Origin of the sequence: Kitasatospora fiedleri (assembly GCF_948472415.1) — a bacterium.
GTDB classification, from domain to species: Bacteria; Actinomycetota; Actinomycetes; order Streptomycetales; family Streptomycetaceae; genus Kitasatospora; species Kitasatospora fiedleri.
In genome coordinates, this window is record NZ_OX419519.1 from 5,338,046 (window position 1) to 5,357,032 (window position 18,987).

Genomic DNA, 18,987 nt, shown 5'->3' on the forward strand with positions numbered 1-18,987 from the left:
CACGGCGAAGTGGGACAACCGGAAGGACGTGACGGCGTGAGTGCTGACGATCGAAGCCCGTTTCTCTCCCTCCACCTGTTGGAGACGCTGGTCGCGGTGCTCCCGGTACGGGACGAGACGGGCCAGCCGAAGTCCCTGGTGTACGGAGGCGTGGAACGGCACATGATCACCAGCCAGGCCCGGCGTCGGGCCGAGCGGGTGCACGCGCGGGACCGGGCGAATGCCGGCGTCGGGGCGCTGGGCGGGCGGAGCATGGGAACCCGCACCAGGGAGTGGGCGCTGCTGACCGGTGAGGAACTCGTCCGGCGGTACGGCTGGGACCGGGATGAGGCGGTGGCCACCGCGAGAGCGGTGATCGAGGCGTGCGGGCTGAAGTTCGGCGACCCGGGGAAACGGACGGTGGCCAATCTGACGAAGGTCCTGGTGTTCGCGCCGGCCGACGCCGGCGCCCGGATCGCCGACCACCTCGCCGCCTACCGGGACGAGTTGGCGCGGTGGCGGGAAAAGTACCTGAAGGCACAGTCGGCGAAGAAGGCCAAGCGCGGCGCTGAGCAGGGGGCGGAGGCCGAGGGTGCTCCGCTGCCGCTGCCGAAGGCGACCAGGGACGCCGTGCTGCTGGCGCTCGCCCCACGGGACGCGGTGGACATCGCGCTCTACGGCCGCTTTCTGGCGGAGATCGCCGACTCCCCGAACGTGGACGGTGCCGTGCAGACCGGGCATGCGTTCACCGTGCACGCCGCCGAGCAGGTCGAGGACTTCTACGCGGCCGCTGACGACGCCAAGTTGGAGCGCAGGCGCGGTGCGTGGGACTTCCTCGACGCCGCGGACGACGCAGGCGCGGGTATGACGGGTTACCAGTCGCTGATCTCCGGCACCTTCTACCGGCACGCGGTGCTCGATCGCGCCCAGTTGCGGGCGAATCTGAGACGAGCCGGCATGGGCGAGGAGGAGGCGGAGCAGACGGCGATCGCGGCGGAGCGGGAGTTCGTCACGGCGTTCGTGGAGGCTTTCCCAGAGGCGAAGAAGAACTCCACGGCGTCCACGGGGTCGTTGCCGGTGCTGGTGCTCGCATTCGAGGGCGAGCGGCCGTACAACTACGCCGGGGCGTTCCAGCGCCCGGTGGACGAGAACCCGCCCGAGGGCGGCGGCGAGGGTCCGGCAGGCCCGGCAGCGGCGCGCCGCCTGCTGCGGCACCACCTGTTCGTGGCGGGCAAGCGCAAGGACCTGCGGTACGCGCGAGTACTCACCTATGACCCGGAGATCGGAGACCTGCTCGACGAGTTGGCGCCAGCCGACCGGGTGCGGCCGGTGAACGGCATCGAGGAGCTCGTCCCGTGACCGATGTCCCGGGCGCAGATGAGGAGGACATCGACACGCCGCCGCACGTACTGCTGATCCGGCTGGCCGGACCGTTGCAGTCCTGGGGCGTCCAAGGCCGGTTCGCGCAGCGCGACACCCGTACCCGGCCGACCAAGTCCGGGGTGGTCGGTCTGTGCGCGGCAGCCCTCGGCCTGGACCGAGCCGACCCGCTGACCGGGCTGAGGACCGCGCTGTTCGGGGTACGCGCCGATCGGCCGGGAACGCTGGTGCGGGACTATCACACGGTGGGCGGCGGTCGTTACCCGCTGCGACCGCGGGACCTGATCACCGACCACCGCCGGGCCGCCGCCTTCGAGCACCTCGAACCGGCTGACCGCCCGGGCACGTTCGGACGGCAGCGCGAGACCTCCTGGTACGGCGCACCGAAGCTGATCGCCGCCGATCCGGGCTCGGGGGCTCTGATGGCGGGCAAGGTCGCGCGATACTCGCTGCTCAGCGAACGCTGGTACCTGTCGGACGCCGCGTTCCTGGTCGGCCTGCAGCATCCCGACAGCGAACTGCTGGCCCGGGTCGCCCACGCCCTGGAGCATCCGGAACGGCTGCTGTGGCTGGGCCGCAAAGCCTGCCCGCCGTCCGGCGACCTCGCGCTCGGGGTGGTGCCCGGTACGCTCCGCGAGGTGTTCGAGCATCGGGCGCTGCTGCCGACCGCGGACGGTGTCCCGCCGTCGGACACGAGGCCGTGGGCGTGGTTCGAAGAACCGTCTCCGCGGCTCGGCGCCGCTCCGGTGCACGACCAGCCGACCGAGGCCGGCTATCCGGACAGCGGCCCCGTGCACGGCTACCGCTGGGAAACCCGGCAACGCCTCACCCTCGCCCCCGACGCCGTCGGATGGAAGGACCTGGTCCTGTGAGCACCGAAGAAGTTCTGAGCGCCGAAAGCACCCCGGACGCCGGGAACGTCCCGAGCACTGGAGCGGCCGCGGGCACCGGGAAGCCTGCGGGAACAGCCCGGTTGGTGACCACCCACACCCTACTTACCCTGGACGCCCGGCACCCGTACACCGCGAAGGTGCTGATCGACGTGCAGGAACTGCACCGGACGGTGATGAGCGGTTTCAAGGGTTGGGTGGACGACGGCAGCCCGGACGCCCGGGCGCAGCTGCGGACGCTGTTCAACTGGACGGTCGACCTGCGGCGGGCCCGGCTGGCGTTGGTGGTGCAGTCGATGGTGCCGGGTGACTGGTCCGAACTGCCGCGCGGGGTGCTGGCGCAGCGCCCGGAGAGCCTGGTGGTGGACCGGGTGTTCCGGGTAGGAGACCGGGTCGACTTCCGGACAGTCGTCAACCCGGTGGCGAGTCGGCACCCGACGTCGCAGGTGCCGGGCAGCGGGCCGACCGCCCGCACGGAGCGGGGGAAGCGGGTGGCACTCAACCGGCCGGAGCAGGTGAAGGCGTGGTTCGTGCGCCGGCTGCAGCCGCTCGGCGAGCCCGTGAGGGCGGGGGACGGAGTGGTGCGGATCGGTGTGGACACCGACCCGGAACGCCTGGCGCTGCGGATCCTGCCCCGGGTGTCGGGCCAACGCCAGCACCAAGGGCTGAAGTTGGCCCGGGCGGAGTTACGCGGCACGCTGACCGTGACGGACCCGTCGGCATTCGTGACGGCGCTTGCCCAGGGAGTGGGGCACGGACGGGCGTACGGTTGCGGGCTGATCCTGGTGCGCTGAGCGCGCCATTGGTGAACGGATGACTCGTCAGGGTGTCACGCGGGTCTGAGGGGAGTGTGGTTGCCCTGCGGACATGCCGGAGCCCGGGCGCCGTGGGGGTGGCGTCCGGGCTCCGGGGTGAACGGTGGTGCGGCGGTGCGGTGCTGCGGTGGTGCGCGGTGCGGTGGTTACCTGACCGGGAAGGCGACCCGGCCCCAGCGGCCGTCGGTCAGGGCGGCGGTGGCCGAGTACCAGGCGGCGAGGCCGGCGACGGCGGCGACCCAGCCGCCGACCTTGGCCCAGCCGGAGGCGTCGCCGAAGGCGCCGATGGCGCTGAGCACCAGGGAGACCGTCAGGAGGCCGTACACCGCGCGGGTGAGCAGGCCGGCGCCCCAGGAGGCGGCGGTCAGGGTGAGCGCCAGCAGCGCCCACAGCAGCAGGAACAGGCCCGCGGTGTTCTTGCCGGCCGGGCCGGCGGCGGCCCAGGTCGCCCAGAAGGCGCCCAGGGCGGTGAACGCGGTGCCGCTGAAGCGGTCGCCGCCGCGGAACTGCCAGAGGCCGGCGACGAACAGCGTCACGCCGCCGACCAGGTTGGCCAGCGTGGAGGCGCCGCCGGCCGAGGTGCCGCTGAGGACACCCGTGCCGAGCAGGCCGTACGCCAGCAGAGTCAGACCGAGGGCCAGGTAACCGAGCGGACCCGCGTCAGCGGATCGGGCGTTCGCCCCGGAGGCTTCGTTGCTCACCGGAGGCTCCTTTCACTCTGCGCCAGGGCATGGCGGGATCACGGTGAAAAGTGGGATGTGCGGAGGTGGTGCCGAGTGCCGGGTCGTGGGCGCACCGAAGAGGGGTGCGGCGGCTGCGGCGAGTGAGAGAACCGGCGGCCGAGCCGCTGGTCGTGCCCTCCGGGGTGGAAGCCCCCGGTGCTCACGGTGTACCCGGCCGCCGGGCTCCGTACCCGCGCGCCTCACGCAGAATGAGCAAGCGTGAGCAAACCGTGACCGGTTCTGACACCGGCCCGTCACCGGTTCGAAAACCGGTGATCGGTCAGCTCTGCCGCTGGGTCGGGATGCGCAGGGTCAGGATGGCCATGTCGTCGGACGGCGGCTCGGGCGCGAACCGCTCCACCGCCCGGTGCACCCGGGCCGCGACGGCGCCCGCGGTCAGGCCCGCGCAGCCGGTCAGCACCTCGGCCAGGCCGTCGTCGCCGAGCATCCGGCGGCCCTCCCGGCGTTCGGTAACGCCGTCCGTCACGCACAGCAGCACCTCGCCCGGGGCGAGGACCAACTCCTCGGCGACCAGGTCGAGTTCGTCCATCACGCCGAGCAGCGGCTGCGGCGAGGCGGCCTGGTCGACCTGCCCGTCGGTGCGCAGCCGCAGCGGCAGCGGGTGGCCGGCGCAGACCAGCGACAGGACGGTCGAGCCGTCCTCGCGGGGCGTCAGCTCGCCGTAGAGCAGGGTGAGGAAGCGGGCCCGGCTGCCCTCGTCCAGGATCGCGGCGTTCAGCCGGGTGAGCACCTGCGGGGCGTCGAGGCCCTCGCGGGCCAGCAGGCGCAGCGAGTTGCGGGCCAGGCCGGTGACCGAGGCGGCCTCGGGTCCGGTGCCGCAGACATCGCCGATGGCGAAGCCGTAGGTGCCCTCGCGGATCGGGAACAGGTCGTAGAAGTCGCCGCCGACCTCGTTGCCCTCGCCCGCGGCCTGGTAGAAGACCTCCACCTCGACGCCGGGGATCTTCGGCAGCTCCGGCGGCAGCAGGGCGCGCTGGAACGCCTGGCTGATCGCGGTGCGCTCCGAGTACAGGCGCGAGTTGTCCAGCGCCAGGGCGGCCCGGCGGGAGAGGTCCTCGCCGAGCTCCAGGATCTCCTGGCGGAACCGGACGCCGTGCCGGGTGCCGAGCACCAGCAGGCCGATCACGCGGTTGCGGGCGGACAGCGGCATCACCACCGTCTCGCCCAGCTCCGGCCCGACCGGGTGGCCGAGGGCCCGGGCGGTCTCGGCGGGCGCGGACCACGGGCGGGCGCCCGGGCTGGGCACCGCCTCCGGGGCGGGGGACTTGTCGAGCAGGGCGCGCAGCGCGTCGATCCGGTCCTCGTCCTCGTGCAGCACGAAGGCGAGTTCGGCGCCGGCCGCGGCGTCCGTGCCGGTGGTGTAGACGGCGCACCAGGAGGAGAGGGTGGGGACGGCCATCTGCGCCATCAGGGCGAGCGTCTGCTCGTGTTCCAGGGTGCCCGCGAGCAGGTCGGAGGCCTCCACCAGGAAGGACAGCGAGCCGCGCCGCAGCCGCTCCAGCTCGCCGAGCCGGGCGCTCTCCAGGGCCAGCGCGATCCGGTCGGCGGCGAACTGCAGGCGCAGCGCGTCCTCGTTGTCGTAGCGGCCGGGGGCGGCCGCGGCCACCCCGAGCGAACCGGTCAGCCGGCCCTCGACCTTGAGCGGGACAGTGATCAGCGAGCGCAGGTCGGTGCCGTCGAGCAGCGGGGCGGCGCCGGTGGGGCGGACCGCGAGGTCCTCGTGGACGGCGGGCAGCCGGGCCGAGTCGAAGCGGCCGGCCCCGGCGTCGATCGGCAGCCGGGAGAAGCGGCGGGCCGGGCCGGCCAGGCCGGTGGCGGCGCGCAGTTCGAACTCGGTCTCGTCCTCACTGGTGAGCAGCAGGTAGGAGGCGTCGGCGTCGAGCAGGTCGCGGGCCCGCTCGACGATCCGCTGGAGCAGGCTGGACAGGTCGTCGGGGGAGACCGGGCCGACCAGCAGGTCCAGCGGCTCGACGGCGGTGCCGGCGCTCTCCACGGCGGCGCCGGGGGTGCCGGGGCTGCGCAGCACCGCGCGGTCGGCCTCCCGGACCAGCACGCACGCCACGGTCGGGGTGCCCTGGCTGTCGCGCAGCCGCACGTGGGTGCCGTACACCTCCTGCACCGCGCCGTCGCCGCCGCGCACCGCGTACGAGCCCTCCCAGCGGGCCAGCCGCAGGGTGTCGCCGAGGCCGAGGCCGGGGGTCTGCGGCCAGACGGCCAGTTCGGCCCAGGGGCGGCCGAACACGGCGTCCGCCGGCCGGTGGAAGAGCGTCTCGGCGTCGGCGTTCCAGTGCCGGACCCGCCCGTGGTCGTCGAGCTGCACCACGGCGACCCGGACCGGGCCGTCCGTGGTCGGCAGCTCGCCGCCGGGCAGGCTGGGCAGCGCGTACCGGGTGCCGGGCCGCTGCTCGGGCAGGGCGAGCCGGAACCAGACGGTCTTGCGGCCGGCCGCGTACTCCACACCCCAGCTGCTGGACAGCGCCGAGCACATCAGCAGGCCGCGGCCGCCCTCGCCGTCCGGGTCGGCGTAGCGCTGCGAGTTCATCGTCACGTTGGCGAAGGAGGGCAGGCCGCGCTCCGGGTGCCGGTCGCTGACCTCGATCCGGACGGTGTCCTCCTCGCGCAGGCAGGCCACCTCGGCGGCCGTCCCGGCGTGCACCACGGCGTTCGTGACCAGCTCGCTGACCAGCACCACGGCGTCGTCCACCACCTCGGGCACGCCCCAGCCGAGCAGGGCGTCCCGGACGAAGCCGCGGGCCGCGGCGGCCGACCGGTCGACCGGTTCGAAGGTGGCGGCTGCGCGCGCGGTGACCACGGCCACGGCTCCTCTGCTGCTGGTCCGGCGGACGGTCCGGGCGGACGGTTCGGGCGGTACGGCGGGCGCGGGGCGGCGTCGCCTCGGCCCGGTGCGGCCCTCCACCCTACTTTCCGGTTGGTACCCAGTGGGGCCGGGGCGTCGAAACAGGCACCTGGGGGTGATTTCGTTCACCACTTTCCCTGCTCGCCGGGAAAACCCTGCGCAACCGGTCCGACACCGGCTGTCGGTGCTGCCACACTGGGGGGTCCGCGTGCCGTCACCGCCGCAGTACGGTCGACAGGGACGGCGCGGGAGCCGACCGGCCGGACGCCGATCCTCCCGCGGCGGTGAACCGAGTCAGGACCTGGGAGGGCCCCGTTGAGTTCGGCGACCAAGGACGTGTCCGGTACGACGACCGCCGCTGCGCGCGGCGCCCGCCCGGTGCCGCCGTCGCGGGCCGGCGGCGGGCGGCGCCCGGGGCCGGGGCGCGGCGCGGAGCCCGCGGAGCTGCGCAAGCTGCTGACCGCGCTGACCGCGATGCGCGACGGCAACTTCCGGCGCCGGCTGACCTTCCCGGGCGACGGCCTGCTGGCCGAGATCGCCGCGGTGTTCAACGAGGTCGCCGAGCGCAACCAGCACCTCACCGGTGAACTGGCCCGGGTGCGGCGGGCGGTGGGCCGCGAGGGCCGGCTCTCGGAGCGGCTGGAGACCGGGGTCGGCGAGGGCGCCTGGATGGCCGCCGTGGACAACTGCAACGCGCTGATCGACGACCTGGCCCGGCCGATGGCCGAGGTCGGCCGGGTGCTGTCCTCGATCGCCGAGGGCGACCTGACCCAGACCATGGAGCTGCGCTCGCTGCACACCACCGGGGCGAGCTACCCGCTGCGCGGCGAGTTCCTGAAGGTCGGCCGGACGGTCAACGGCCTGGTCGACCAACTGTCGGAGTTCACCGACGAGGTGACCCGGGTGGCGATCGAGGTCGGCACCGAGGGCAAGCTCGGCGGCCAGGCCCGGGTGCGCAGCGTCTCCGGCTCCTGGAAGGACCTGTCGGACTCGGTCAACACCATGGCGGGCCGGCTGACCGCGCAGGTCCGCAACATCGCCGAGGTGACCACCGCGGTGGCCCGCGGCGACCTGTCGCGCAAGGTCACCGTCGACGTCGACGGCGAGATGCTGGAGCTGAAGAACACCGTCAACACCATGGTGGACCAGCTCAACTCGTTCGCCGCGCAGGTCACCACGGTGGCCCGCGACGTGGGCACCGAGGGCCGGCTCGGCGGCCAGGCGCAGGTGTCGGGCGTGGCCGGCGTGTGGCGCGACCTCACCGACTCGGTGAACTTCATGGCCGCCAACCTGACCGCGCAGGTCCGCAACATCGCCGAGGTGACCACCGCGGTCGCCAAGGGCGACCTGTCGCGCAAGATCGAGGTCGACGCCCGGGGCGAGATCCTGGAGCTGAAGAACACCATCAACACGATGGTCGACCAGCTGTCCGGGTTCGCCGAGCAGGTGACCCGGGTGGCGCGCGCGGTGGGCACCGAGGGCATCCTCGGCGGGCAGGCCCAGGTGCCGGGGGTGGCCGGCGTCTGGAAGGACCTGACCGAGAACGTCAACTCGATGGCGAACAACCTGACCAGCCAGGTCCGCAACATCGCGCAGGTCACCACCGCGGTCGCCCGGGGCGACCTGTCGCAGAAGATCCAGGTGGACGCCCGGGGCGAGATCCTGGAGCTGACGAACACCATCAACACCATGGTCGACCAGCTCTCCTCGTTCGCCGACGAGGTGACCCGGGTCGCCCGGGACGTCGGCACCGAGGGCATCCTGGGCGGCCAGGCCAGCGTGCCCGGGGTCTCCGGCACCTGGAAGGACCTCACCAACTCGGTGAACCTGATGGCCAACAACCTGACCAGCCAGGTGCGTTCGATCGCCGAGGTGACCACCGCGGTGGCCCGCGGCGACGTCTCCAAGAAGATCACCGTCGACGCGAAGGGCGAGATCCGCGAGCTCGTCACCACCGTCAACACCATGGTCGAGCAGCTGTCCGCGTTCGCCGACGAGGTCACCCGGGTGGCCCGCGAGGTCGGCACCGACGGCATCCTGGGCGGCCAGGCCCGGGTCTCCGGCGTCTCCGGCATCTGGCGCGACCTGACCGACAACGTCAACCTGATGGCGTCCAACCTGACCAGCCAGGTCCGCAACATCGCCGAGGTCGCCTCCGCGGTGGCCCGCGGCGACCTGTCCAAGAAGATCGCCATCGACGCGGCCGGCGAGGTCGCCGCGCTGGCCGGCACCCTGAACACCATGGTCGACCAGCTGTCGGCCTTCGCCGTCGAAGTCACCCGCGTCGCCCGCGAGGTCGGCACCGACGGCATCCTGGGCGGCCAGGCCGGCGTCCCGGGCGTGGCCGGGATCTGGAAGGACCTGACCGAGAACGTCAACCTGATGGCCAACAACCTCACCGGCCAGGTCCGCAACATCGCCCTGGTGATCACCGCGGTGGCCCGCGGCGACCTCTCGCAGAAGATCGACGTCGACGCCCGGGGCGAGATCCTGGAGCTCAAGACCAGCATCAACACCATGGTCGACCAGCTCGGCGCGTTCGCCGACGAGGTCACCCGGGTCGCCCGCGAGGTCGGCACCGACGGCCGGCTCGGCGGCCAGGCCCGCGTCCCCGGCGTGGCCGGCACCTGGCAGGACCTCACCGAGTCGGTGAACGAGCTGGCCAACAACCTGACCCGGCAGGTGCGCGCGATCGCCCAGGTCGCCACCGCCGTCACCCGGGGCGACCTGTCGCCCCGGATCAACGTGGACGCGTCCGGCGAGCTCGACGAGCTCAAGGACAACATCAACCAGATGATCGCCAACCTGCGCGAGACCACCCGGACCAACAAGGAGCAGGACTGGCTCAAGTCCAACCTGGCCCGGATGTCCGGCCTGCTCCAGGGCCGCCGCGACCTGTCCGCCGTCGCCTCGCTGATCATGAGCGAGCTGACCCCGGTGGTCTCCGCCCAGCACGGTGCCTTCTTCCTCGCCCAGCCCGCCGGGCGCACCGCCGAACTCGTCACCGAGGACGACGACGAGAACGACATCGTGCTGCGCCTGATCGGCTCCTACGGCTACCACCGGCGCACCATGCCCACCACCTTCCGGCTCGGCGAGGGCCTGATCGGGCAGGCCGCCGTGGAGAAGCGGCCGATCGTGCTCAAGGAGACCCCGCCCGGCTACCTGAAGATCTCCTCCGGCCTCGGCGAGTCCTCCCCGGCGCACGTGGTGGTGATGCCGGTGCTGTTCGAGGGCCGGCTGCTCGGCGTGATCGAACTGGCCACCTTCTCCAGCTTCACCACCGTCGCGCTGGACTTCCTGAACCAGATCGCCGACCAGATCGGCGTCACCGTCAACACCATCTCGGTCAACACCAAGACCGAGGGACTGCTGCTGGAGTCCCAGCGGCTGACCGCCGAACTCTCGATGCGCTCGGCCGAGTTGGAGGCACGCCAGGAGGAACTGGAGCGCACCAACGAGGAGTTGCAGGAGAAGGCCGAGCAACTCGCCCAGCAGAACCGCGACATCGAGATCAAGAACAGCGAGATCGAGGAGGCCCGGCAGATCCTGGAGGAGCGCGCCGAGCAGCTCGCCCTGGCCTCCCGCTACAAGAGCGAGTTCCTCGCCAACATGTCGCACGAGCTGCGCACCCCGCTCAACTCGCTGCTGATCCTGGCCAAGCTGCTCTCCGACAACAACGAGGGCAACCTGTCGGCCAAGCAGGTCGAGTTCGCCGAGACCATCCACGGCGCGGGCAGCGACCTGCTCCAGCTGATCAACGACATCCTCGACCTGTCCAAGGTCGAGGCGGGCAAGATGGACGTCCGCCCGGCCCGGATCGCGCTCGTCCAGCTGGTCGACTACGTGGAGGCCGCGTTCCGGCCGCTGGCCGCCGAGAAGAACCTGGACTTCGCGGTCCGGGTCTCCCCGGACCTGCCGGTCACCCTGCACACCGACGAGCAGCGCCTCCAGCAGGTGCTGCGCAACCTGCTGTCCAACGCGGTGAAGTTCACCGACGCCGGCGCGGTCGAGCTGATGATCCGCCCGGTGGCCGGCCAGGAGATCCCGCAGCACGTGCGCGAGCAGCTGCTGGAGTCCGGCACCATGGCCGACCCGGACGAGCCGCTGATCGCCTTCTCGGTCTCCGACACCGGCATCGGCATCCCCGGCAACAAGCTCCGGGAGATCTTCGAGGCGTTCAAGCAGGCCGACGGCGGCACCAGCCGCAAGTACGGCGGCACCGGCCTGGGCCTGTCGATCAGCCGGGAGATCGCCCGGCTGCTCGGCGGCGAGATCCACGTCGAGAGCGAACTGGGCCGCGGCTCCGCCTTCACCCTCTACCTGCCGCTGCGCAGCGAGGGCCCCGAGCCGGTCACCCTGGAGCGCGGCGGCGCCCCGCGCGCCCTCGAAGCCCCCCGCACCCCCGCCGAGCAGTGGACCCAGGAGGCCCGCGGCCTGGTCGAGGAGCGCCGCCGCTCCACCGTCGAGCGCCGCCGCCCCGCCGACGCCCCCCGCCCCGCCGAGGAGACCGTCCCGCGCCAGGGCGAGCCGTCCCGCCCGGCCGCCGCCCCGCCGCGCTTCGACGGCGAGCGGGTGCTGATCGTCGACGACGACATCCGCAACGTGTTCGCCCTCACCAGCGTGCTGGAGCAGTACGGCCTGACCGTGCTGTACGCCGAGAACGGCCGCGAGGGCATCGAGATGCTGGAGCAGCACGAGGACGTCGCCCTGGTGCTGATGGACATCATGATGCCCGAGCTGGACGGCTACGCGACCACCGAGCAGATCCGCCGGATGCCCCGGTTCTCCGGCCTGCCGATCATCGCGCTGACCGCCAAGGCGATGAAGGGCGACCGCGAGAAGAGCCTCCAGGCGGGCGCCACCGACCACATCACCAAGCCGGTGGAGACCGACCACCTGCTGGCGGTGATGCGCCAGCACCTGCCTGTCAGGTGACCGCCGCCCGCGGGGGCCGCTCCGGCTGGCCCCCGCGGGCGGGAACCCGGTAAGGTCACCCGTCGTTGCCAACAGTGACCGTACGGTGACGCCCGGCACCGGGCCTGTGGCAGGCGAGGGGGTACGGCTAGCATGACCGGGGCAGTGATGGGCGGCACGAAGGTGCCGGCCCACGGGAAACAACCGGCAGGAGGGCGGGTCCTGGTGCAGAAGGCGAAGATCCTCCTGGTCGACGACCGTCCGGAGAACCTGCTCGCCCTGGAGGCGATCCTCTCCGCGCTCGACCAGACCCTGGTGCGCGCCGCCTCCGGCGAGGAAGCGCTCAAAGCTCTGCTCACCGACGACTTCGCGGTGATCCTGCTGGACGTCCAGATGCCCGGCATGGACGGGTTCGAGACCGCGGCGCACATCAAGCGCCGCGAGCGGACCAGGGACATCCCGATCATCTTCCTGACCGCGATCAACCACGGACCGCACCACACCTTCCGGGGCTACGCGGCCGGCGCGGTCGACTACATCTCCAAGCCCTTCGACCCGTGGGTGCTGCGGGCCAAGGTCTCCGTCTTCGTCGACCTGTACCAGAAGAACACCCAGCTCAAGGAGCAGGCCGCGCTGCTGCGCCTGCAACTGGAGGCGGGCGAGGAGCCGGCCATCGGCGGGGCGCTGCTCGGCGAGCTGTCGGCCCGGCTGGCCGCAGTCGAGGAGCAGGCCGAGGCGCTCACCAAGCAGCTCGACGCGGGCCCGGACGGCGGCGCCGCCGCCACCGCCGCGCACCTGGAGCGGAAGATCGCCGGCCTGCGCGGGGCGCTCGACGCGCTGCGCCCCGGCTCCCCCTGACGGGACGTCGGCGTCGCCCGTCCGGGTGGTTCCCGGGCGGCTGACGGCGCGTCGGCGACACAACCCGCCGAAGTGCGCCCGCGCATGTCCCCGGCCCGGGCGCGCCGGTAGGCTGCCCCCCATGGCCACACGAACGCCCGGAAGCGCCGCACGCACCAGCAAGCCCGGGCCGGCCAAGGGCGCGCCGGCCAAGAAGGCGCCCGCCAGGGCCGCCGCGGCCAAGGCGCCCGCCAGGAAGGCCCCGGCGAAGAAGGCCGCCCCGGCCCGGCGGGCCCCGGCCGCGCCGCCGCCCCCGCCGGCCCCGCCGAGGCGGCCGATACTCTTCCGCGCCCTCCGCGCCCTCTGGCTGGGCCTGGCGCACCCGGTGGGCGCGCTGTTCCGCGGCTTCGGCCACGGCGCCCGCAACCTGCACCCCGAGCACCGCAAGGACGGCGTGGCGCTGCTGCTGCTGGCGCTGGCCCTGGTGACCGCCGCCGGGACGTGGTTCAGTCCGCAGGGCTGGCTCGGCGAGGCCGCCACCAACGTGGTCTCCGGCCTGTTCGGACGGCTCGACGTGCTGGTGCCGTTCCTGTTCGGCGCGCTCGCCGTCCGGCTGATGCGCCACCCCGAGCTCCCCGAGGCCAACGGCCGGATCGCGATCGGCCTGAGCACCCTGGTGGTCGGCGTCCTGGGCCTGGTGCACATCGGCTGCGGCGCGCCCGCGATGGGCGCCGGCGCCACGAAGATCCGGCAGGCCGGCGGGCTGATCGGCTGGGCCGCGTCCACCCCGATGATGGCCGCGGCCGGCCCGCCGCTGGCCGTCCCGCTGCTGCTGCTGGTCGCCTTCTTCGGCCTGCTGGTGGTCACCGCCACGCCCGTCAACCGCATCCCCGAGCGGCTGCGGCTGCTCGGCGTGCGCCTGGGCGTGGTCGAGCCGCTGCCCGGCGACCCGGAGGAGGCCGAGGCGTCCGACGCCGAGCGGGCCTACTCCACCGCCCCGCCCGAGGACGCCGACCCGGACGCGCTGCCGATCACCGTCGAGAGCGACGAGCTCTCCGCCCGCCGCCGGCGCCGCCGCCGCAAGGGCGAGGGCGACGGGGGCCTGGAGCCCACCGAGCCGCTCCCGCTGGAGAAGGACCCGTACCAGACCCGGGACATCGCGGCCGGGGTCGCCGCCGACCTGGACGGCGCGCTGCTGTACGGGGTGCCCGGCTCGCCCGCGGTGGCCAGCATGATCGGCCAGGTCAAGGACAACACCGCGCCCCCGGAGGAGCCCTGGACGCCCGAGGTGCCCGCCGCCCGGGCCTCGGACACCCCGGCCGCCCCGGCCGCCCCCGAGGGCCACGGCGCCGCCCCGGCCCGGATGGAGCAGCTCCGGCTCTCCGGCGACGTCACCTACGCGCTGCCCCCGCTGGACCTGCTGGAGCGCGGCGCCCCGGCCAAGGCCCGGTCCCAGACCAACGACGACGTGGTGGCCCAACTCAGCGGCGTGTTCGCCGAGTTCAAGGTCGACGCGCGGGTCACCGGCTTCACCCGCGGCCCGACGGTGACCCGCTACGAGGTCGAGCTCGGTCCCGCCGTGAAGGTCGAGCGGATCACCGCGCTGGCGAAGAACATCGCCTACGCGGTGGCCACCCCCGACGTGCGGATCATCTCGCCGATCCCCGGCAAGTCCGCGGTCGGCGTGGAGATCCCCAACCGGGACCGGGAGATGGTCACCCTCGGCGACCTGCTGCGCTCGCGCACCGCCGCCGAGGACACCCACCCGATGGTGGTCGGCATGGGCAAGGACGTCGAGGGCCACACCGTGATGGCCAACCTGGCGAAGATGCCGCACGTCCTGGTGGCCGGCGCCACCGGCGCGGGCAAGTCCTCCTGCATCAACTGCCTGATCACCTCGGTGCTGGTGCGCGCCACCCCCGACGAGGTCCGGATGGTGCTGGTCGACCCCAAGCGGGTCGAGCTGACCGCGTACGAGGGCATCCCGCACCTGATCACGCCGATCATCACCAACCCGAAGAAGGCCGCCGAGGCGCTCCAGTGGGTGGTGCGCGAGATGGACATGCGCTACGACGACCTGGCGGCCTACGGCTTCCGGCACGTCGACGACTTCAACGCCGCCGTCCGGGCCGGCACCGTGCAGCCGCCGCCGGGCAGCGAGCGCGAGCTGTCGCCCTACCCGTACCTGCTGGTGATCGTCGACGAGCTGGCCGACCTGATGATGGTCGCCCCGCGCGACGTCGAGGACTCGGTGGTCCGGATCACCCAGCTCGCCCGCGCCGCCGGCATCCACCTGGTGCTGGCCACCCAGCGCCCCTCGGTGGACGTGGTCACCGGCCTGATCAAGGCCAACGTGCCGTCCCGGCTGGCCTTCGCCACCTCGGCGATGGCCGACTCCCGGGTCATCCTCGACCAGCCCGGCGCGGAGAAGCTGATCGGCAAGGGCGACGCGCTGTTCCTGCCGATGGGCGCCTCCAAGCCGGTCCGGATGCAGGGCGCCTTCGTCACCGAGGCGGAGATCGCCAAGATCGTCCAGCACTGCAAGGACCAGCTGGCCGCCCGCTACCGCGACGACGTGGTGGTCGGCGGCGGCCCCAAGAAGGAGATCGACGAGGAGATCGGCGACGACCTCGACCTGCTGATCCAGGCCGCCGAGCTGGTCGTCACCACCCAGTTCGGCTCGACCTCGATGCTCCAGCGCAAGCTGCGGGTCGGCTTCGCCAAGGCGGGCCGGCTGATGGACCTGATGGAGTCCCGCGGCATCGTCGGCCCCAGCGAGGGCTCCAAGGCCCGCGACGTGCTGGTCAAGCCGGACGAACTGGACGGTGTACTGGTGACCCTCCGGGGGTAGGCGGCGGGCGGCCGCACGACCGGAGACCGCGGTGACCGCCCGTCAAGTTCTGTTGCGAGACTGTGGCACGTTCGGGCCCCCTCCGGTTGAGAAACGTTCCGCCCCCACCCCTAGACTGGTGCTTCAGCAGGTGGCCTCCGCTCGAAAGGCGTGCCCAGTGACCATCGGCAAGTCCCCCCGCAGTTCCGCCCCCGACGCCTCCGCGCCCGCCGCCGCCGAGGAGCCGAGCCGTACCGCCGGCGGGCCGAGCATCGGGCGGCTGCTCGCCAGGGCCCGGATCGACGCGGGCCTGACGGTCGACCAGGTCAGCACCCGGACCAGAATCCGGGTGCCGATCGTGCACGCCATCGAGTCCGACGACTTCGACCGCTGCGGCGGCGCCTTCTACGCCCGCGGCCACCTGCGGCTGCTGGCCCGCGAGGTCGGCCTGGACGGCGAGGCGCTGGTCGCCCGCTACGACGCCGAGCACGGCGGGGCGCCCGCGCCGACCGCCGGCCAGCTGATCGACTCCGGCCCGATCAAGGTCAAGGACCACAACCGGCCGAACTGGACCGCCGCGATGGTGGTGGCGATCCTCGCCGTGGTCATGCTGATCGGCTACAACCTGGTCGGCTCCTCGTCCTCCGGCGGCGACCAGCCCGGCGCGGCCAGCGCCCCGCTGCCCTCCGGCGTCCCCGCCCCGGCCACCGCCTCCCCGTCCGCGCAGCCGCCGGCCCCCGAGAGCAGCGTCGCCGCGATCGCCGCCGCGCCCGCCGACAAGGTCACCGTCAAGCTGGTCGCCGGGTCGGACAAGAGCTGGGTCACCGCCAAGGACGGCAACGGCAAGTCGCTCTACTCCAACAACCTGGAAGCCGGCCAGGACCAGACCTTCACCGACGCCAAGAAGATCACCCTGGTGATCGGCAACGCCGGGGCCGTCCACCTGTTCGTCAACGGCAAGGACCTCGGCCCGGCCGGCCAGGACGGCCAGGTCGTGCACCTCACCTACACCCCGGGCGACCCGCAGGCGGGCTGAACCGGGACGATCCGCCCGCCGAAGCGAACCGCGCGCCCTCCGGAGGGAACTCCACCGGGGGGCGCGCGTTAATCTTGGCGTCATGCCTGAAACCCGCACTGTCGCCCTGGTCACGCTCGGATGCGCCCGCAACGAGGTCGACTCCGAGGAACTCGCCGGGCGACTGGAGGCCGACGGCTGGCGGCTGGTGGACGACGCCAGCGAGGCCGACGTCGCCGTCGTCAACACCTGCGGATTCGTCGAGGCCGCCAAGAAGGACTCCGTCGACGCCCTGCTGGAGGCCAACGACCTCAAGGGGCACGGCCGCACCCAGGCCGTGGTCGCCGTCGGCTGCATGGCCGAGCGCTACGGCAAGGAACTCGCCGACGCCCTCCCCGAGGCCGACGGCGTGCTCGGCTTCGACGACTACGCCGACATCTCCACCCGCCTGAACACCATCCTCTCCGGCGGCCACGTCGAGGCCCACACCCCCCGCGACCGCCGCAAGCTGCTCCCGCTCACCCCGGTCGAGCGGCAGGCCGCCGCCGCCGAGATCGCGCTGCCCGGCCACGGCGCCCCCGCGGACCTCCCCGACGGCCTGGCCCCCGCCTCCGGCCCGCGCACCCTGCGCAAGCGGCTGGACGACGCCCCGGTCGCCTCGATCAAGCTCGCCTCCGGGTGCGACCGCCGCTGCTCGTTCTGCGCCATCCCGGCCTTCCGCGGCTCCTTCATCTCCCGCCGCCCCGGCGACGTGCTGGGCGAGGCCGTCTGGCTGGCCGGGCAGGGCGTGCGCGAGGTGGTCCTGGTCTCCGAGAACAACACCTCCTACGGCAAGGACCTCGGCGACATCCGCCTGCTGGAGACCCTGCTGAGCGAGATCGCCGCCGTCGAGGGCATCGAGCGGGTCCGGGTCAGCTACCTGCAGCCCGCCGAGATGCGCCCCGGCCTGATCGACGTGATGACCGGGACCGACAAGGTCGTGCCCTACTTCGACCTGTCCTTCCAGCACTCCGCGCCCGCCGTGCTGCGCCGGATGCGCCGCTTCGGCTCCACCGAGCAGTTCCTCGGCCTGCTGGAGACGATCCGGGCCAAGGCCCCCGGGGCCGGCGCCCGCTCCAACTTCATCGTGGGCTTCCCCGGCGAGACCGAGGAGGACTTCGCGGAGCTGGAACGGTTCGTCACCCACGCCGGCCTCGACGCCATCGGCGTCTTCGGCTACTCCGACGAGGACGGCACCGAGGCGGCCGGCTACGACGGCAAGCTCGACCAGGACGTCGTCGACGACCGCGTCGCCCGGCTCTCCAAGCTCGCCGAGGAGCTCACCGCGCAGCGCGCCGAACAGCGGGTCGGCAGCGAGGTGACGGTGCTGGTCGAGTCGGTCGAGGACGGGGTGGTCGAGGGCCGGGCCGCCCACCAGGCCCCGGAGACCGACGGCCTGACCACCCTGCTCGGTGTCGAGGACGCGGTGGTCGGCCGGTTCTACCGGGCCACGGTGACCGGCACCGAGGGCGTCGACCTGGTCGCCGAGGCCGTCGGGGCCGTCGAGGTCCAGCAGCTCGCCGGAGCCGACGTATGACGAAGGGGCCGGGCGCCCCGGCCGCCACCCGGCCGACCCCGGCGGCCGTCCCGCCGCAGCCCGGCGTGTGGAACATCGCCAACGTGCTGACCATGTTCCGGCTGGTGCTCGTCCCGGTCTTCGCCGCGCTGCTGTTCGCCGACGGCGGCCACGACCCGAAGTGGCGGGCCCTCGCCTGGGCGGCCTTCGCCGTCGCGATGATCACCGACGTCTTCGACGGCGCGCTGGCCCGCAGCAAGGGCCTGGTCACCGACTTCGGCCGGATCGCCGACCCGATCGCCGACAAGGCGATCATGGGCACCGGCCTGATCGGCCTGTCCCTGCTCGGCGACCTGCCCTGGTGGATCACCGTGGTCATCCTGGCCCGGGAGATCGGCATCACCCTGATGCGGTTCTGGGTGATCCGCTACGCCGTCATCCCGGCCAGCCGCGGCGGCAAGGTCAAGACGCTCGCCCAGGGCACCGCGGTCGGCATGTACGTCCTGGTGCTCACCGGGCCGCTGGCCACTGCCCGGGCCGTGGTGATGGGCGTCGCGGTCCTCCTCACCCTGGCCACCGGCCTCGACTACCTGCTCCAGGCCGTCCGGCTGCGCCGCGAGGGCATCGCCCGGGAGCGCCGCGGTGGGTGAGCCCGGCACCGCGGCGGCCCGGGCGCTGGCCGCGCTGCGGGCCGACGGCGCCACCCTGGCCGTCGCCGAGTCCCTCACCGGCGGGCTGCTGGCCGCCGCCCTGGTCGGCGTCCCCGGGGCCTCCGCGGTCTTCCGGGGCTCGGTCACCGCGTACGCCACCGACCTCAAGTCCGCCCTGCTCGGCGTCGACGAGGGCCTGCTGGACGTGTCCGGCCCGGTCCACCCCGTGGTGGCCCGGCAGATGGCCGAGGGCGTCCGCCGGCTGCTCGGCGCCGACTGGGCGCTGGCCACCACCGGCGTGGCCGGGCCCGAGCCGCAGGACGGGCAGCCGGTCGGCACCGTGTACGTGGCCCTGGCCGGACCGGCGGGAACAGAAGCGCTCCCGCTCCGGTTGTCGGGTGGGCGTGACACGATCCGGCAGGGTTCGGTGGACGCCGCGCTGGAGCTGCTGCTGCGGCGCCTGGCGTCCCGCCCCGGCTGAGCTTCGCCGAAAGACCCGGTGCGGCGGGCCGAAAACCC

12 protein-coding genes are annotated in these 18,987 nt (G+C 73.2%); 10 read left to right on the forward strand and 2 right to left on the reverse strand.

From position 1 onward, the window contains the following. The first annotated feature begins 36 nt into the window (after positions 1-36). From QMQ26_RS24485 to cas6e, 3 genes are all read left to right on the forward strand, one after another. Complete coding sequence (locus QMQ26_RS24485; protein ID WP_282202692.1) at positions 37-1,338, forward strand: type I-E CRISPR-associated protein Cas7/Cse4/CasC; 1,302 nt, start codon at positions 37-39, stop codon at positions 1,336-1,338. Further along, positions 1,335-2,231 (forward strand): type I-E CRISPR-associated protein Cas5/CasD, encoded by an 897-nt coding sequence (gene cas5e, locus QMQ26_RS24490; RefSeq protein WP_282202693.1) that lies wholly within the window; start codon positions 1,335-1,337, stop codon positions 2,229-2,231. The genes QMQ26_RS24485 and cas5e overlap by 4 nt, the downstream gene beginning before the upstream one ends. 104 nt (positions 2,232-2,335) lie before the next feature. Beyond that, positions 2,336-3,043, forward strand: a complete 708-nt coding sequence (gene cas6e / locus QMQ26_RS24495) for a type I-E CRISPR-associated protein Cas6/Cse3/CasE (RefSeq protein WP_282202694.1) — start codon at positions 2,336-2,338, stop codon at positions 3,041-3,043. Positions 3,044-3,210: 167 nt separating this feature from the next. Here the strand turns inward: cas6e and QMQ26_RS24500 are convergent, their stop codons facing one another. Together QMQ26_RS24500 and QMQ26_RS24505 are read right to left on the reverse strand one after the other, a co-directional pair. Beyond that, positions 3,211-3,765, reverse strand: coding sequence for an acetate uptake transporter (locus QMQ26_RS24500; protein ID WP_282202695.1), 555 nt, complete (start codon positions 3,763-3,765; stop codon positions 3,211-3,213). Positions 3,766-4,066: 301 nt separating this feature from the next. Next, positions 4,067-6,724, reverse strand: a complete 2,658-nt coding sequence (locus tag QMQ26_RS24505; RefSeq protein WP_404813949.1) for a SpoIIE family protein phosphatase — start codon at positions 6,722-6,724, stop codon at positions 4,067-4,069. Between the two features lie 414 nt (positions 6,725-7,138). On the opposite strand from QMQ26_RS24505, the gene QMQ26_RS24510 reads away from it, so the two are divergent. From QMQ26_RS24510 to QMQ26_RS24540, 7 genes are all read left to right on the forward strand, one after another. Continuing rightward, positions 7,139-11,602 carry a HAMP domain-containing protein gene (locus QMQ26_RS24510; RefSeq protein ID WP_100840724.1) on the forward strand — a complete coding sequence of 1,488 codons (4,464 nt, stop codon included), beginning with the start codon at positions 7,139-7,141 and terminating at the stop codon, positions 11,600-11,602. 201 nt (positions 11,603-11,803) lie between these two features. Beyond that, positions 11,804-12,439, forward strand: coding sequence for a response regulator (locus QMQ26_RS24515; RefSeq protein WP_100840723.1), 636 nt, complete (start codon positions 11,804-11,806; stop codon positions 12,437-12,439). 121 nt (positions 12,440-12,560) lie between these two features. After that, the gene (locus QMQ26_RS24520; RefSeq protein WP_282202697.1) at positions 12,561-15,269 is read left to right on the forward strand and encodes a DNA translocase FtsK; all 2,709 of its coding nucleotides are present in this window, start codon (positions 12,561-12,563) and stop codon (positions 15,267-15,269) included. A gap of 157 nt (positions 15,270-15,426) precedes the next feature. After that, positions 15,427-16,284, forward strand: coding sequence for a helix-turn-helix domain-containing protein (locus QMQ26_RS24525; protein WP_282202698.1), 858 nt, complete (start codon positions 15,427-15,429; stop codon positions 16,282-16,284). Between the two features lie 82 nt (positions 16,285-16,366). Next, positions 16,367-17,839, forward strand: coding sequence for a 30S ribosomal protein S12 methylthiotransferase RimO (gene rimO / locus QMQ26_RS24530; protein WP_282202699.1), 1,473 nt, complete (start codon positions 16,367-16,369; stop codon positions 17,837-17,839). Further along, positions 17,836-18,468 carry a CDP-diacylglycerol--glycerol-3-phosphate 3-phosphatidyltransferase gene (pgsA, locus tag QMQ26_RS24535; RefSeq protein ID WP_100840429.1) on the forward strand — a complete coding sequence of 211 codons (633 nt, stop codon included), beginning with the start codon at positions 17,836-17,838 and terminating at the stop codon, positions 18,466-18,468. Before rimO ends, pgsA begins: the two co-directional genes overlap by 4 nt. Beyond that, positions 18,461-18,949: a CinA family protein gene (locus QMQ26_RS24540; protein WP_100840428.1), complete on the forward strand. Its 489-nt coding sequence runs from the start codon at positions 18,461-18,463 to the stop codon at positions 18,947-18,949. The genes pgsA and QMQ26_RS24540 overlap by 8 nt, the downstream gene beginning before the upstream one ends. Positions 18,950-18,987: the final 38 nt, after the last annotated feature.

What these genes read in the sequence shown, in the direction of transcription:
- QMQ26_RS24510 (WP_100840724.1), top strand. Translation starts at nt 7,139, where the DNA reads ATGCGCGACGGCAACTTCCGGCGCCGGCTGACCTTCCCGGGCGACGGC.
- pgsA (WP_100840429.1), top strand. Translation starts at nt 17,836, where the DNA reads ATGACGAAGGGGCCGGGCGCCCCGGCCGCCACCCGGCCGACCCCGGCG.
- QMQ26_RS24520 (WP_282202697.1), top strand. Translation starts at nt 12,561, where the DNA reads ATGGCCACACGAACGCCCGGAAGCGCCGCACGCACCAGCAAGCCCGGG.
- rimO (WP_282202699.1), top strand. Translation starts at nt 16,367, where the DNA reads ATGCCTGAAACCCGCACTGTCGCCCTGGTCACGCTCGGATGCGCCCGC.